The organism is Pseudomonas sp. ASL9 (genome assembly GCF_056680335.1).
In genome coordinates this window covers 1,326,453-1,341,550 of record NZ_CM155277.1, presented here as the reverse complement: position 1 = coordinate 1,341,550, position 15,098 = coordinate 1,326,453, and the positions used below count along the sequence as shown (strand labels likewise).

At 55.0% G+C, this 15,098-nt stretch carries 14 protein-coding genes and 1 pseudogene; 10 read left to right on the top strand and 5 right to left on the bottom strand.

All coding sequences use genetic code 11. The features are described 5' to 3' along the window. Positions 1–164 precede the first annotated feature (164 nt). A complete protein-coding gene (dinB, locus tag AC1ME2_RS06300; RefSeq protein WP_480439931.1) occupies positions 165–1,226 on the top strand; it encodes a DNA polymerase IV in 1,062 nt (353 codons plus the stop codon). On the opposite strand, the gene AC1ME2_RS06295 is transcribed toward dinB, so the two are convergent. The 3 genes from AC1ME2_RS06295 to AC1ME2_RS06285 form a co-directional block, all read right to left on the bottom strand. Next, positions 1,223–2,179: a hypothetical protein gene (locus AC1ME2_RS06295; RefSeq protein WP_480439930.1), complete on the bottom strand. Its 957-nt coding sequence runs from the start codon at positions 2,177–2,179 to the stop codon at positions 1,223–1,225. The genes dinB and AC1ME2_RS06295 overlap by 4 nt on opposite strands. Before the next feature lie 88 nt (positions 2,180–2,267). Then, positions 2,268–3,983, bottom strand: coding sequence for a proline--tRNA ligase (locus AC1ME2_RS06290; RefSeq protein ID WP_480439929.1), 1,716 nt, complete (start codon positions 3,981–3,983; stop codon positions 2,268–2,270). A gap of 170 nt (positions 3,984–4,153) precedes the next feature. Then, on the bottom strand, positions 4,154–5,494 hold the full coding sequence (locus tag AC1ME2_RS06285; protein ID WP_480439928.1) for an OprD family porin: 1,341 nt from the start codon (positions 5,492–5,494) through the stop codon (positions 4,154–4,156). 1,021 nt (positions 5,495–6,515) lie between these two features. On the opposite strand from AC1ME2_RS06285, the gene AC1ME2_RS06280 reads away from it, so the two are divergent. Together AC1ME2_RS06280 and AC1ME2_RS06275 are read left to right on the top strand one after the other, a co-directional pair. Further along, positions 6,516–6,947, top strand: a complete 432-nt coding sequence (locus tag AC1ME2_RS06280) for an HIT domain-containing protein (protein ID WP_480439927.1) — start codon at positions 6,516–6,518, stop codon at positions 6,945–6,947. Next, a complete protein-coding gene (locus tag AC1ME2_RS06275) occupies positions 6,944–7,150 on the top strand; it encodes a SlyX family protein (RefSeq protein WP_480439926.1) in 207 nt (68 codons plus the stop codon). The genes AC1ME2_RS06280 and AC1ME2_RS06275 overlap by 4 nt, the downstream gene beginning before the upstream one ends. Before the next feature lie 77 nt (positions 7,151–7,227). Here AC1ME2_RS06275 and AC1ME2_RS06270 read toward each other — a convergent pair whose 3' ends face one another. Both AC1ME2_RS06270 and AC1ME2_RS06265 read right to left on the bottom strand, forming a co-directional pair. Next, entirely contained in the window at positions 7,228–7,449 is a 222-nt protein-coding gene (locus AC1ME2_RS06270) for a cold shock domain-containing protein (RefSeq protein WP_205993822.1), read from the bottom strand. A 60-nt stretch (positions 7,450–7,509) separates the two neighbouring features. After that, a pseudogene (locus AC1ME2_RS06265) lies at positions 7,510–7,833 on the bottom strand (cold shock domain-containing protein membrane protein); the annotation flags it as partial. A 503-nt stretch (positions 7,834–8,336) separates the two neighbouring features. Here AC1ME2_RS06265 and AC1ME2_RS06260 point away from each other — a divergent pair. The 7 genes from AC1ME2_RS06260 to ruvB all read left to right on the top strand — a co-directional run bounded on the left by AC1ME2_RS06260 (position 8,337) and on the right by ruvB (position 15,084). Continuing rightward, positions 8,337–8,804: a Dps family protein gene (locus AC1ME2_RS06260; protein WP_480439925.1), complete on the top strand. Its 468-nt coding sequence runs from the start codon at positions 8,337–8,339 to the stop codon at positions 8,802–8,804. Between the two features lie 472 nt (positions 8,805–9,276). Further along, positions 9,277–9,621, top strand: a complete 345-nt coding sequence (locus AC1ME2_RS06255; protein WP_480442026.1) for a ribbon-helix-helix domain-containing protein — start codon at positions 9,277–9,279, stop codon at positions 9,619–9,621. Positions 9,622–9,865: 244 nt separating this feature from the next. Then, positions 9,866–11,641: an aspartate--tRNA ligase gene (gene aspS, locus AC1ME2_RS06250; protein WP_480439924.1), complete on the top strand. Its 1,776-nt coding sequence runs from the start codon at positions 9,866–9,868 to the stop codon at positions 11,639–11,641. 123 nt (positions 11,642–11,764) lie between these two features. After that, positions 11,765–12,511, top strand: coding sequence for a YebC/PmpR family DNA-binding transcriptional regulator (locus AC1ME2_RS06245; RefSeq protein ID WP_480439923.1), 747 nt, complete (start codon positions 11,765–11,767; stop codon positions 12,509–12,511). 268 nt (positions 12,512–12,779) lie between these two features. Beyond that, positions 12,780–13,304, top strand: coding sequence for a crossover junction endodeoxyribonuclease RuvC (ruvC, locus tag AC1ME2_RS06240; RefSeq protein ID WP_480439922.1), 525 nt, complete (start codon positions 12,780–12,782; stop codon positions 13,302–13,304). 115 nt (positions 13,305–13,419) lie between these two features. Then, the gene (ruvA, locus tag AC1ME2_RS06235) at positions 13,420–14,028 is read left to right on the top strand and encodes a Holliday junction branch migration protein RuvA (RefSeq protein ID WP_480439921.1); all 609 of its coding nucleotides are present in this window, start codon (positions 13,420–13,422) and stop codon (positions 14,026–14,028) included. Beyond that, complete coding sequence (gene ruvB / locus AC1ME2_RS06230) at positions 14,029–15,084, top strand: Holliday junction branch migration DNA helicase RuvB (RefSeq protein ID WP_480439920.1); 1,056 nt, start codon at positions 14,029–14,031, stop codon at positions 15,082–15,084. Positions 15,085–15,098 lie beyond the last annotated feature (14 nt).

Genomic DNA, 15,098 nt, shown 5'->3' with positions numbered 1-15,098 from the left:
CGCCAGCTGGGTATGCGAATCGGCTTGAGGGCTTGTAGCACGGACCTTAGAGGGTAAGTGGAGTCCCTTTTAGGACCTTTCGCACATAACTCCCCGTAACGTGAGTGGCACATTCCAGCGTGAGTGAGATACTGCACGGCCCACAGCATTCATAACCGCACCTCATGACGCAGCGCAAAATCATCCACGTCGACTGTGACTGCTTCTACGCCGCCATCGAAATGCGCGACGACCCGCGTCTTGCTGTCAAGCCGCTGGCAGTAGGCGGTTCGGCGGATCGGCGCGGAGTGATCGCCACCTGCAACTATGAGGCGCGGGCTTATGGCGTGCGCTCGGCCATGTCGTCCCGACATGCCTTGAAGCTGTGCCCCGACCTGACCATCGTCAAACCTCGCATGGATGCCTATAAAGAAGCCTCCCGCGAAATTCAGACCATTTTCCGCGATTACACCGAACTGATTGAGCCCTTGTCGTTGGATGAGGCTTTTCTGGATGTCTCGGACAGCAGTCATTTCTCGGGGAGTGCGACCCGGATCGCTCAGGATATTCGTCGCCGTGTGTCCAATCAACTGCATATCACGGTGTCGGCCGGTGTGGCGCCGAATAAATTCCTCGCGAAAATTGCCAGTGACTGGAAAAAGCCCAACGGGTTGTTTGTCATCACGCCCGATCAAGTGGAGGCGTTCGTCGCCATGTTGTCAGTGAACAAGTTGCACGGCGTCGGGAAGGTGACCGCTGATAAATTGGGTCGTATGGGTATTGTCACGTGCACCGATCTGCGTGACTGGAATAAATTGGCCCTGGTGCGCGAGTTCGGCACCTTCGGAGAGCGGTTGTGGAATCTGGCGCGGGGGATCGATGACCGACCGGTACAGAACGACAGTCGACGTCAGTCGGTGAGTGTTGAAAATACCTACGATACGGATCTGCCGGATCTGGTCAGCTGTCTGGAGAAACTACCCGATTTGCTCGCAACCCTTGCCGGAAGAATGGCGCGCATGGACGACAGTTACCGCGCGGGTAAGCCTTTCGTCAAAGTGAAGTTTCATGACTTCACTCAAACTACCCTGGAGCAGTCGGGGGCGGGGCGTGATCTGGATAGCTTTGAGCAGTTGCTGACCCAGGCCTTCGCTCGAGGTGGCAAACCGGTTCGCTTATTAGGAATCGGCGTGCGTTTGCAGGATTTGCGCGGTGCCCACGAGCAGTTGGAGCTGTTTACGCTTTAGCTGTTTGGCCCTGGATCGGCCACCAGGCGCCCGGCGTCTTTGGTCAGTGACTTAAGGAATTGCTGCTGCAGTTCCGGATCGTTACGCGTCAGTTCGATCAGGCTTTGCTCCAGTTCGCTGGCCTCTTCTTCCAGGCCCAGTTCCGAGAGACGTTTAACCCGATGCACCCATTGGCTGACATCGTCATCTTCAAGGTCGTCGTAGATCAACGTGTGAGCTTCGCGCATTTTGCCGTGTAATGAATGACTGATCGGCAAGGTGGCGTTGGCGCGCACATTGTCCTGTTCATCCTCGACGGTGATCTGCAAGCGGGTGATTTGATTGAGGTCATGCTCGGCAAACGGGCTGTCGAGCAGGTTCAGGCGCAGTACGCCATTGCGATCGGTCGTCAGATCGTAAGTGTGTGCGCCGGCCTTGACCTCAACCGGGCGTTCGCTCCATGGCAGGCTGGAGTATTCAACATGCTTGTCACGCTGAACCTCATCAATGCTGAACAGGTTCTGCTGTGCTCTTCCGTGAGACTGTACGTTCATGAATGGATTGAGCCCGTCAACGCCATAGCGGATCCAGTCCTTGGTCACGCTATCGGGCAAATGGCCAAGCATGACAACGTTCAGAATGTTGGCGCCTACACCGCCCACCACTGCGACTGCGCCCAGCGGTATTTCATAGACTTCGCGCCAGGGTTGGTAGGGGGTATAGCGATCATAGTTGCGGGTGACTTCGAATTGGGTGACTTCGAATGTTTTCTGCTCATGAATCCGCACGCGCCGCTGCGGTAGCTCAAGTGCCTTAGGCTCGCCGATATCGACTTGCAGGCTGTGACTGAGCAATTTGCGTTCGACGCGCTCTTCGTGTTCGCTGCGTTGTGACAAGTGGTTGGCACAACCGCTGACAAGCAGGGTTCCGCAGAGTGCGGCACCCCTGAGGCTTAAGGTACTTCGCTTGAGCATGTGATCTCTTGATGCAGAAAGGACGTGTCTTGCCTAGTCAGGCGCTTTTGGCTGAGGGTACGCACATTTTCATGCGCGTACCCTGGGCTCAGCGGCGGATGCGGGCTTGAAGAAAGGACAGGACATCGGCCACAGGCAGGGCTTGCGCCTGGGCTTCGGTACGGCTTTTGTACTCGAGGTTACCTTCGGCCAGGCCGCGGTCGCTGATCACGATGCGGTGCGGAATGCCGACCAGTTCCATGTCGGCAAACTTGTTGCCAGGGCTGGTTTTTTTGTCGCGATCGTCCAGCAGTACTTCAAAGCCGGCAGCGGTCAGTTCCGCGTACAGCGTGTCAGTTGCTTCGCGAACAGCGTCGGTTTCATAGCGCAGCGGCACCAGAGCGATCTGGAAGGGTGCCAAAGCATCGTTCCAGATAATCCCGTTTTCATCGTTGTTCTGCTCGATGGCAGCGGCCACCACGCGAGAAACACCAATGCCATAACAACCCATGGTCAGGGTCACAGGCTTACCGTTCTCACCCAGTACCTGGCACTTCAACGCTTCGCTGTACTTGGTGCCGAGCTGGAAGATATGCCCGACTTCAATGCCGCGTTTGATTTCCAGCGTGCCCTTACCGTCCGGGCTTGGGTCGCCAGCAACCACGTTGCGCAGGTCAGCGACGGCTGGAACCGGCAGGTCGCGCTCCCAGTTGACGCCGAAATAGTGCATGTCGTCGATGTTGGCGCCGATGCCAAAGTCGCTCATCAGTTCGACGGAACGGTCGATGATGCAAGGCAGTGGCAGATTCAATGGGCCAAGCGAGCCGGCGCCAGCGCCGATGGCGTCGCGCAGTTCAGATTCGGATGCCATGACCAGCGGGCTGGCGACCTGCGGCAGATTGGCGGCTTTGATTTCGTTGAGCTCGTGGTCGCCACGAATGATCAGCGCAATCAGTTTGCCTTCTTCGGTCGCATGTACGACCAAGGTTTTGATGGTCTTTTCAATGGGCAGGTTGAAGCCTTCCACAAGTTGCGCGATGGTTTTGGCGTTCGGGGTGTTGATCAGGCGCAGCTCTTCAGTCGGCACCGGGCGTGACTGCTCACGCGGAACCGCTTCGGCTTTTTCGATGTTCGCGGCGTAGTCGGAGCCGTCGCTGAATGCGATGTCGTCTTCGCCAGACTCGGCCAGCACGTGGAACTCATGAGAGCCAGCGCCGCCGATGGAGCCGTTATCGGCTTCTACAGGGCGGAAGTTCAGGCCCAGGCGCGTAAATATGTTGCAGTACGCCTGATGCATACGATCGTAGGTTGCTTGAAGCGAGGCCTGATCGGCATGGAAGGAGTACGCGTCTTTCATGATGAATTCGCGGCCACGCATTACACCGAAGCGTGGGCGGGTCTCATCACGGAATTTGGTCTGGATCTGGTACATGTTGATCGGCAACTGTTTATAGCTGTTGAGCTCGTTGCGTGCCAAATCAGTGATGACTTCTTCGTGGGTAGGGCCCGCGCAGAATTCACGATCATGCCGATCTTTCATGCGCAGCAATTCCGGGCCGTACTGCTCCCAACGCCCGGATTCCTGCCACAATTCGGCGGGCTGGATGCCGGGCATCAATATTTCGAGCGCGCCAGCAGCGTTCATCTCTTCACGAACGACAGCTTCGACCTTGCGCAGTACACGCAAGCCCATGGGGAGCCAGGTATAAAGGCCAGAAGCCAGTTTGCGGATCATGCCGGCACGCAGCATCAGCTGGTGGCTGACGACGACTGCATCGGAAGGGGTTTCTTTCTGTGTGGCGAGCAAATATTGACTGGTGCGCATGGTAGGCCGTGGTCGGTTGCTGAGACTAGAAATGACCTGGCATTGTACGGGGGGGATCCGGTCGCGTACAGGGCAAGGCGGGTGCAAGGAAATTGTTCGAGCGATTTTCAGGGGCACATAAAAAAACCCGGCCTAGGCCGGGTTTTTTGTAACGAGCAACTGATTTGCGATTACAGGACCGAAATCGGGTAGTCGACGATCAGGCGGAACTCTTGGATAGTACCTTCGCCGCTGTCGTCGGCGTTGGCAGTATGCCAAGCCTGACGAAGGCGGAAGGATAGGTCTTTTGCCGGGCCGGTCTGAACAACGTATTTGGCTTCAACGTTGGTCTCGTGGTGTTTGCCGTCTGCACCGTACTGGCCAACGTAGGCGCTGCCCAATGGAGTGCGCGTACCGTCGATGTTGTCACCGGTAACGTAACGGGTCATGAAGCTCAGACCAGGTACGCCGAAGGATGCCATGTTCAGGTCGTAACGAGCCTGCCAGGATTTTTCACCAGGACCGTTAAAGTCGGAGTACTGAACGGAGTTGGCGAGGAAGATCGAGTCGCCGCCTTTGTTATCGTCACCCACACCGACGTAGTCGAACGGGGTTTTGCCGTTGACCTTCTGGAAGCTGAGGGTCAGGGTGTGCGCGGTCATGAACGAATACGCTGCAGCCAGGGAGAACGCGGTGTTGCTGATCTCGCCTGCTTTTGCTGCGCCGGCATCGGTTGTGCGGTAGATGTTGAAGTCCCACGCCAAGGATTGCGTGTCAGCAATCGGCATAACGTAGTTCACGTTAGCGTAGTACTGGTTCCAGATGTCTTGCAGCTTGGCACCATAAATCGAAGCAGTCAGGCTGTCGCTGATGGCGTATTTGCCACCCGCGTAGTCCATGGCTTTAGCTTCGACACCCGCGTAGGTGGCAAAAAGACCGCCGTTGCTTTTAGTGGTGTCTTGGCTGGTTGCCGAGGTGAAGTGACCGCCTTCAAGGTCAAGGCCTTTGAATTCACTGCTCTGCAATTGGAAGCCAGTAGCCGTTTGTGGCAGGAGGCGAGTGCCGCCAACCGCGAAGACAGGGCTTGTGGTCGGCTGCATGTCGCCGACTTTCAGCTCAGTCTTGGAAATGCGGACTTTAAGCGCAGCGCCGGCTTTGCCGTAGCTGTTTTCGTTGCTGGTACTGCCGTCGGCATTATGCTGGAGTTGCAGGTTGCCGGAACCGGAATACTTGTCAGAGCCATCAAGTTTCAGGCCAAGGTCGCCAAAGGCGTCAATACCGAAGCCGACAGTACCCTGAGTGAAGCCCGAGCTGAAGTTGCCGATGACGCCTTGGCTCCAGTCTTTATCGTCTACTGCACCGCCAGTTTTGTTGCGGTTGTAGTAGTAGTTACGAAGCAGCACGTTCAGCGTGCTGTCTTCTACAAAGCCCTTGGTGTCGGCCTGATCACTGACGAAGGCTGCAGCCGTTGCCAATTGGGTGCTGCCCGCAGTTACGGCCAGTGCGATTGCGCTCCACTTCATCACTCTCATCGTGATTTGCTCCTTTGGTTTTTTAATTAGAGTTGCTGCCATCCCACCTGTTTTTTTATCTGGGAGGCTTTTTCTATTTTTGTCCGCGCAAATTTATATCACGCTGATCATGTTGGCGATAGTTACAAACCTATCCTTTCAGTATCTTTACGGTCGTGTCGCAAATGTAGGTTGTCCATGTCGCAATTGTGTAGCTCCTCTTACCAAACCGTCCAACTATACCCGTAATATTTAACGCTTAAGCATAGGTAAAAACAGTCTATGGGCAGCCATTCAAACGCTCTCTGGATCGTACACCAGCGTTTCTATTCGTCCCCAAAAGCGCCTGCTTCATGGCGAGCGTCCCTGTTGGCTCTTGTGTGTGACAAAGCAACAACCGTGCACAAAGATCAAAATTTATGACATTTTTTTCACAAATCGCCATTTTAGAGTGAATTTTTTCATAACTATTTGTTTTATATAGGTTTTTTATTGATTTCTTTGAGGGCTTAAAAACCCTAAAAAGTGCTCGACAATCAAGGGGAGGGTTCAGAAGCGTTACCGGCCCGCTCTGCCTGTTGGGTAAATGGTGAGCGGGTAACACTGGGTAGGAGGGAAATGTGAGTCGTTTTGGTGCGCGGCGTTACGGGTGTGCTTGATGATGGGTCGGTGGGATCGACTATAAGGCTGCATAGGCGGCAGTTTTGCTGTGTTTATTTTGCAGAAAAGAGACTGGGTGGCACTTTGAGGCTGTCGGGTTGAAAATTGACCCACTTCCAAAGATGTGTATCAGGTTTTGTCCAGCGCTTGAATTTGTGTCAAATCAGTGCGAGTAGCAGTCGCATGCGCCTTCATGGTGCGCGTCGAGGCTTTTGCCTGGCAGGATGGCGTGAGGGTTGATCTGTACGTATCACCGTGGCACCCAAATTCAAGGTGGGCGGTGAATGACGACAAATTCCCGCGTATCCTGTCCGGTATTGCCGGGTGACTCTGCGGTTCTGGTCATCTCGCTAAAACTAACCAGTTGATCAGGAGTTTTGCGGTGTTCGTTTTAGATCCGCGTCTTGCGCAAGATACTGTGCCCGTTGGGGACTTTCCCCTGTGTCGCTTGTTGTTATCCAATGATTCGAATTACCCGTGGTTCATTCTTGTGCCGCGTCGGGCGGAGATTAGCGAGCTGTTTCAGCTAAACACGGCGGATCAATTGCAATTGTGGCAGGAGGCCACTGCGCTCTCGCAAATACTCAAAGATGCGTTCAATGCTGACAAGCTCAATGTCGCGGCGTTGGGAAATATCGTTAGCCAGCTACATATGCACATTATCGTTCGTTATCGCGAGGATGCAGCGTGGCCTGCGCCGGTTTGGGGTAAGCACCCGGCACGTCCTTACACACCCGAACAGCTCTCAGCTATCCGTGACCGCTTACAGTTGTTATTAACAGACAATTTCCATTTCGAGGAGCAACAGGCATGAACCTTGAGTCGCGTATTACTGATCTTGAAAGCCGGTTGGCCTTTCAGGACGACACGATTCAGTCGCTCAATGACGTCCTGGTCACTCAGCAGCGCGTGGTCGAGCGCTTGCAGTTGCAGATGGCTGCGCTTCTTAAGCGTCAGGAAGAGATGGGCAGTCAGTTCGATACCTTCGAGGAGGAGGCGCCCCCTCCGCATTATTGATTGAGCTTTTCTCTGGTCGATAAAAAACCCGCAATCTCGTAAAGAGACGCGGGTTTTCTTTTTTTGGGGGAGGTGGGTTAGCGGCGTGGCAGCGCTGCAATCACGTCTTCGGCTTGCAGGCCTTTATCGCGATTCATCACTGAAAACTCGACGCGCTGGCCTTCGACCAGTACCCGGTGGCCTTCGCCACGAATGGCGCGAAAGTGGACGAAAATATCGTCGCCAGAGTCGCGGGAAATGAAGCCAAACCCTTTGGATGTGTTGAACCACTTGACTGTCCCGGTATCGCGGTTGGCCATGTCATGGCTTTGAGCTGCGGGCGACGGTGACGATTGATAGAAGCTGACGCCCAGATGCAGCAACACTGCAATAACGACGCTGATCAGGCTGACGATCATTGCCGGTTGGCCTGCAATGGTTTGCAGGGGAACAAGCAATGTCAAGGTTTGAAGGATGACGGCCAGTACGAGAAGAGCGCTGACCAGATTTTGTAGCTGATAACGTGGACCTTTATTCCAGTAAGGGATCACTGGGGCAAGTATCAGGTTGAGTAAGCCGAAAAGCGCCAGGTAAAGCGCGTCGGGTTGCAGGAGGTAAGAAGACAGGGCTTCACTACGCAGGCTAGGGATGAAGGAGAGCAGCAGGGCTGCTGCGCCCGTTAGCAGGTGAACGATTTTCAACATTTTAATAAACTCACATTTAAGACGGATCACGAGGAAATAGCTGATTGCGTTCGGTACGCTTCTGAATAAGAGGAGGCGTGATGCACGAACGCTGGGTCAGCCTATGCGCTACAGTCAGACGGCAGGTCTGCAGCGACACCCGTGTATTTAACAGCAAAGCAGGGGGCTACTCAAATCAAGCGCTTAGCGCTGCTTGAGTCTGGGTGCGCAGGTGCTTTGAAGTGGGGTGTCCGTTTACTCCCCGATAGCCGGTTTAGAGCGGTCGCTGCCCTGTCTTGATCGGCCCGGATGGGTGTCGGGTCTTTTGAAGCACGAGGTGCCCGCTCGTCGCTTTAGCTGCGACGCCATCATTTGTCATCGATTCCACGGTGTTTGCGATTTCTCGCATGAAAGGACTTTTTCCGTTGGGTGGCAGAGTAATAGAAGGCTGCGTTGCTCCAGCGCTCTTGGTAGAGTGGCTCTGCACCCGTTCGGTGAAATCATCCAAAATAGAGGGGAAAAACATGGCAATCGGTATCAGCGAAGAAGATCGCAAGTCGATCGTGGACGGTCTTTCTCGGCTGCTGTCGGATACGTATGTGCTTTATCTGAAAACCCATAACTTTCACTGGAACGTTAGTGGTCCGATGTTTCGCACCCTGCACTTGATGTTCGAAGAACAGTACAATGAACTTGCCTTGGCCGTGGATTTGGTTGCTGAGCGGATTCGTGCATTGGGCTTTCCTGCACCCGGGACCTATTCAACGTACGCTCGTCTCTCTTCAATCAAGGAAGAAGAGGGTGTTCCCGGTGCTGAAGAAATGATCAAGCAATTGGTCCAGGGACAAGAAGCAGTCACCCGTACCGCACGCAGTATTTTTCCTCTGGTCAATAAAGTCAGCGACGAGCCCACTGCTGATTTGCTGACTCAGCGTATGCAAGTGCATGAAAAAACCGCATGGATGCTCCGCTCACTACTTGAAACCAAGTAACCACGATCTGCAGGTGACGCTGCAAGCGTCACTTGCACAGTATCTTGTTATCCCTCCCGCTCTCTGGCAGGTGATATTTCCCGCGTTGTTCGTCCTTCCATTTTTTCAGTGCTAGTCGCTTATTTCTCGACTCCGAATCGGCTGCTCCTGCGTCATGGTGGCACGCCGTGCGTGGCGTTTGGTCGTCTGAATTTCCTGATCTTCGAGCAAATGGTGTGAAAGGGTCAGGTTGTTTATGCCGTTTTTTTGATGTTAATAACAAGTAACATAAATAGTTAAGGGTGCAGCCGCACGCGGTTCAGGTGAGCGGATTTTCTGCTGTCGATAATCCTCGCCAAAATACAGTGATGTCCTACAGGGTTGATGTGTTTACCCTGCTGGTTAGAAATCCACGACTGGACTTATATGAAGGTGAATGTTGCATTTATTTTCGATTTGTTTGTGTTTGGATGGGTGGCCCGTGAAAGAAGCGATGATGGCTCGAAGCGCTGGACGTAATATTAAAGACCTCGGTCGATATGGAAAAATACAAGACGATCCCTTTGTTGAAGATTTTAATATGAACCTCGCGCGTCCGCATTCAAAGTCTGTTCGCTTGAATGGGTTGGCGACGTGTTTGCGCCTGGAAGAAGTGTATTGGAGTATTTTGGCTGATATTGCCAGGTCCAATGATTGTTCGGTCAATGCTGTCCTGTCTTATGTTGATCGAGAAGTGCATCTACGCCATGGCGGTGTGAAAAATTTTAGTGGTCTGATCCGGGTGGTCTGCGTCGCTCATCTGCTAAAAACTGGAGCGATGGCGTTTTCCCCTGTCTAGGCGTGACCCCGTCCGAACGGTCGTGGACCGCTGGCAGGGCTCTGGTTCAGGTGGATCGCACATATGTTGTCGTGATCAGGTCGGGCGGCTGCACAGTGTCAATTAACCCTATATAATCCCCCGCCTTACTACGGGGCGCAGGCTGGTCGGGTTGAACTGCACGCCAAGGTTCTTGCACTATTGAGCGCAAGCGAAGGGCGAGAGCTCCACCGAATTTCGAATTACGAGAAGTGAAAACACCATCATGATGCGCAGCCATTATTGCGGCCAACTGAACGAGAGCCTGGAAGGTCAGGAAATTACCCTTTGCGGATGGGTCCACCGTCGTCGTGATCATGGCGGGGTGATATTCCTCGACATCCGCGATCGTGAAGGCCTGGCTCAGGTGGTGTTCGACCCTGATCGCGCTGACAGCTTTGCTGCTGCCGACCGGGTGCGTAGCGAATACGTGGTCAAGATCACGGGTAAGGTACGTGCACGTCCTGCTGGCGCGGTAAATACGAACATGGCGTCCGGCGGTATCGAAGTGCTGGGCTATGAGCTCGAAGTGCTGAACGAGTCGGAAACGCCGCCGTTTCCGTTGAACGAATACTCCGATGTCGGCGAAGAAACGCGCCTGCGTTATCGCTTCATCGATCTGCGTCGTCCGGAAATGGCTGAAAAGCTGCGTCTGCGCTCGCGGGTCACCACCAGCATCCGTCGCTATCTGGATGAAAACGGCTTCCTCGATGTTGAGACGCCTATCCTGACCCGTGCCACACCGGAAGGCGCTCGCGACTATCTGGTACCGAGCCGTACCCACCCAGGCAGTTTCTTTGCCTTGCCGCAATCGCCACAACTGTTCAAGCAGTTGCTGATGGTCGCTGGCTTTGATCGTTATTACCAGATCGCCAAATGCTTCCGCGATGAAGATCTGCGTGCTGACCGCCAGCCGGAATTCACCCAGATCGACATCGAGACCAGCTTCCTGAATGAAGCAGACATCATCGGTATTACCGAGAAGATGATCCGTCAGTTGTTCAAGGAAGTGCTGGACCTGGAATTCGGCGACTTCCCGCACATGACGTTCGCAGAAGCCATGCGCCGTTATGGTTCCGACAAGCCGGACCTGCGTAACCCGCTGGAGTTGGTTGACGTTGCCGATCAGCTCAATGCCGTGGAGTTCAAGGTGTTCAGTGGCCCGGCCAACGACCCTAAAGGTCGTGTCGCCGCCCTGCGTGTACCGGGCGCTGCCAGCATGCCGCGTAGCCAGATCGACGACTACACCAAGTTCGTCAGCATCTATGGCGCTAAAGGCCTGGCTTACATCAAGGTCAACGACCGCTCCAAGGGCGCTGAAGGCCTGCAGTCCCCAATCGTCAAGTTCATCCCTGAGGAAAACCTCAAGGTGATTCTGGACCGTGTGGGTGCCGTCGATGGCGACATCGTGTTCTTCGGTGCAGACAAATCCAAGATCGTCAGTGAAGCCTTGGGCGCATTGCGGATCAAGGTCGGTAACGACCTGAAGCTGCACACGTGTGAGTGGGCGCCGATGTGGGTTGTCGATTTCCCGATGTTCGAAGAGAACGACGATGGCAGCTTCAGTGCGCTGCATCACCCGTTCACTGCACCTAAATGCAGCCCTGAAGAGCTCGAGGCCAACCCGGCTACGGCATTGTCCCGCGCCTACGACATGGTCCTTAACGGTACCGAGTTGGGCGGCGGTTCGATTCGTATCCATCGCAAGGAAATGCAGCAAGCGGTCTTCCGACTGCTGGGCATCGAGGAAGACGAACAGCAAGAGAAGTTCGGCTTCCTGCTGGACGCTCTGAAGTTCGGCGCGCCACCGCACGGTGGTTTGGCTTTCGGTCTGGACCGTCTGGTGATGTTGATGACCGGCGCTCAATCGATCCGTGAAGTGATCGCGTTCCCGAAAACCCAGAGCGCTGCCGATGTCATGACCCAGGCCCCTGGCGTGGTTGATGCCAAGGCATTGCGCGAGCTGCACATCCGTTTGCGCGAGCAGCCAAAGGCTGAATGACGCTGAGCAGGGCGCATCATCTTGATGATGCGCCCTGGGTCGGACCCTGATTTAGTTGAAGCTTTTTGCTTGGGTTCGTTGGGCGAAAGGTGAACATGTTTCAAAAAGAATTCGGAGCGAGTTATGGCAGGTCATTCTAAGTGGGCGAACATCAAGCACCGCAAAGAGCGTCAAGATGCCAAAAAAGGCAAGATTTTCACCAAGTGGATCCGCGAACTGACTGTCGCTGCTCGTCAAGGCGGGGGTGATGCCGGGTCGAACCCACGTCTGCGTCTGGCGCTGGACAAGGCGCTTGGTGCGAACATGACACGTGATACCATCGATCGTGCCGTGGCACGAGGTGCTGGCGCTGCCGAAGGTGATGATGTCGAAGAGCTCGGTTACGAAGGCTATGGTCCGGGTGGTGTGGCGGTCATGGTCGAGACCATGACTGACAACCGCAACCGCACTGCCGCAGCTGTTCGCCACGCGTTCACCAAATGTGGCGGCAACCTAGGCACTGACGGTTCCGTGGCTTATCTGTTCGATCGTAAAGGGCAGATTTCCTTCGCTCCGGGCATTGATGAAGACGCACTCATTGAGGCCGCGATGGAAGCGGACGCCGATGATGTGGTCAGCAATGACGACGGCTCTATTGACGTATTCACCTCCTTCTCTGGCTTCTACGCGGTGCGTAATGCGCTGGAGGCGGCAGGTTTCAAAGCACTCGACGCGGAAATTGTCATGTTGCCGACGACCAGCGCCGTACTCGATCTGGAGACTGCTGAAAAGGTACTCAAGCTGATCGATATGCTCGAAGACCTGGATGACGTGCAAAACGTCTATTCCAACGCGGAAATCCCGGACGAGGTCATGGAACAGCTCGGCTGACAGATGCCTGTCGGCACTACATCAGGTTTTGTACGAAAAGTCGGCGAGCGAAGGTCAGGCAAGGCAAAAACGGGCGAGGATGCGAAGTTTAGGCCCCTAAATGAGCATTCCGAGGCCGTTTTTAACGCAGCATCACCGAGCGCAGCCACTTTTCGTGCATAACCTGAGGCCGGAGGTACGAAGCCGTGATACCACGCGCTATCGGCCTCCGGCTTCTGCCTTTATGCTGCGTTCAATTGTGTGCGTCACTTATTAAGCTGCAGGCGTTATGACTCTTATTCTTGGTATCGATCCCGGTTCGCGAATCACCGGCTATGGCGTGGTGCGGGACACCGGTCGCGGCTGTGTGTACGTGGCCTCGGGCTGTATTCGTACCGGCAGCGGTCTGCTGCATGAGCGTTTGCAGATTGTGTATCGCGGTGTGCGTGAGGTCATTCAGACGTACGGTCCCGTGACCATGGGCATCGAAAAAGTGTTTATGGCGCGTAACGCCGACTCCGCACTCAAGCTCGGTCAGGCGCGTGGCGCGGCCATTGTTGCCGGTGCTGAAGAGAGCCTGGAAATCGCCGAGTACACCGCGACCCAGGTCAAGCAGGCTGTGGCTGGCACCGGCGGCGCCAATAAAGAGCAAGTGATGATGATGGTCATGCATTTGCTCAAACTGACTCAAAAACCTCAGATCGATGCCTCCGATGCCCTGGCTATTGCGCTGTGTCATGCACATACGCGCTCGAGCCTGATACCGCATGGCTTGAATACCGCACGCAGTCGCGGTGGACGGCTGCGTCTCTGATAGCATCATCGGCTCAAACTTTTTAGCTTGCAGGTGTTCTCACTCCTGTCATTAATACGACCACTATTTGTGCCAGCTTCATCTATACGACTGGCCACCAGAAAGGATTTGATACGTGATTGGACGTTTACGCGGCTTCTTGGCTGAAAAACATCCGCCGCACCTGGTTCTGGATGTCAACGGCGTCGGCTACGAGCTGGAAGTGCCCATGACGACGCTGTATCGGCTTCCGCATGTTGGCGAGCCGGTGACCTTGCACACCCATCTGGTGGTTCGTGAGGATGCACACCTGCTTTATGGTTTCTTCGAAAAGCGCGAGCGTGAACTGTTTCGCGAACTGATCCGCCTCAATGGTGTCGGGCCGAAACTGGCACTGGCGCTGATGTCCGGTCTCGAAGTGGATGAACTGGTTCGCTGTGTTCAGGCCCAAGACACCTCGGCCTTGACCCGTATCCCGGGCGTCGGCAAGAAAACCGCCGAGCGTTTGCTGGTCGAGCTCAAGGACCGTTTCAAGGCGTGGGAGTCCTTGCCGGGCACCTTTACCCTGGTGTCTAACGGGCCGAACGCCGCTGCACCGGTTGCGACGGCCGAGGCCGATGCGGTCAGTGCGCTGATTTCCCTGGGTTACAAGCCTCAGGAAGCCAGCAGAGCGGTGTCTGCGATCAAGGAAAAAGATTTGAGCAGTGAAGACCTGATTCGACGTGCTTTGAAAGGAATGGCTTAAGTGCTCGACGCTGACCGTTTGATAACCGCTACCGGCCGCGACCGTGATGAACAGCTGGACCGTGCGATCCGTCCGCTGAGTCTTGCTGATTATATTGGTCAGCCCACTGTGCGCGAACAAATGGAGTTGTTCATCCAGGCTGCGCGCGGACGTAGCGAAGCGCTGGACCATACCTTGATTTTCGGGCCGCCGGGTCTGGGCAAGACCACACTGGCGCATATCATTGCCCAGGAAATGTCAGTCTCCATCAAGAGCACGTCGGGGCCGGTGCTGGAACGCCCTGGTGATCTAGCGGCGATATTGACCAATCTTGAGCCCAACGATGTGCTGTTCATCGACGAAATTCATCGGCTCTCGCCTATCGTCGAAGAAGTGCTGTACCCAGCGATGGAAGATTTTCAGCTCGACATCATGATCGGCGAAGGTCCTGCGGCGCGTTCGATCAAGCTCGATTTGCCACCGTTTACGCTGGTAGGGGCCACTACGCGTGCGGGTATGTTGACCAACCCGCTACGTGATCGCTTCGGCATCGTTCAGCGTCTGGAGTTCTACAATACCGCTGACCTGGCCACCATCGTTACGCGTTCAGCCGGTATTCTGGGGCTGCCGATCGAGGCCGAGGGCGCCTATGAAATCGCCCGACGCGCCCGTGGCACGCCGCGTATTGCCAACCGCCTGTTACGCCGTGTGCGTGATTACGCTGAAGTTCGCGCCAATGGTCATATCACCAAATCGATTGCCGATCTGGCGTTGAACCTGCTGGACATCGATGAGCGTGGTTTCGACCATCAGGATCGGCGTCTACTGCTGACTATGATCGAAAAATTCGACGGTGGTCCGGTGGGTGTCGACAGCCTTGCCGCAGCGATCAGCGAAGAGCGGCACACGATTGAAGACGTACTCGAGCCCTATTTGATTCAGCAAGGCTATATCATGCGTACCCCACGCGGGCGTGTCGTTACCCGGCACGCCTACCTGCACTTTGGTTTGAACATCCCGATGCGGATGGGTGAAATGCCGGTCGCCAGCGATTTTGTCGATGATGCGGACGAATAATTAAAATCACAGAG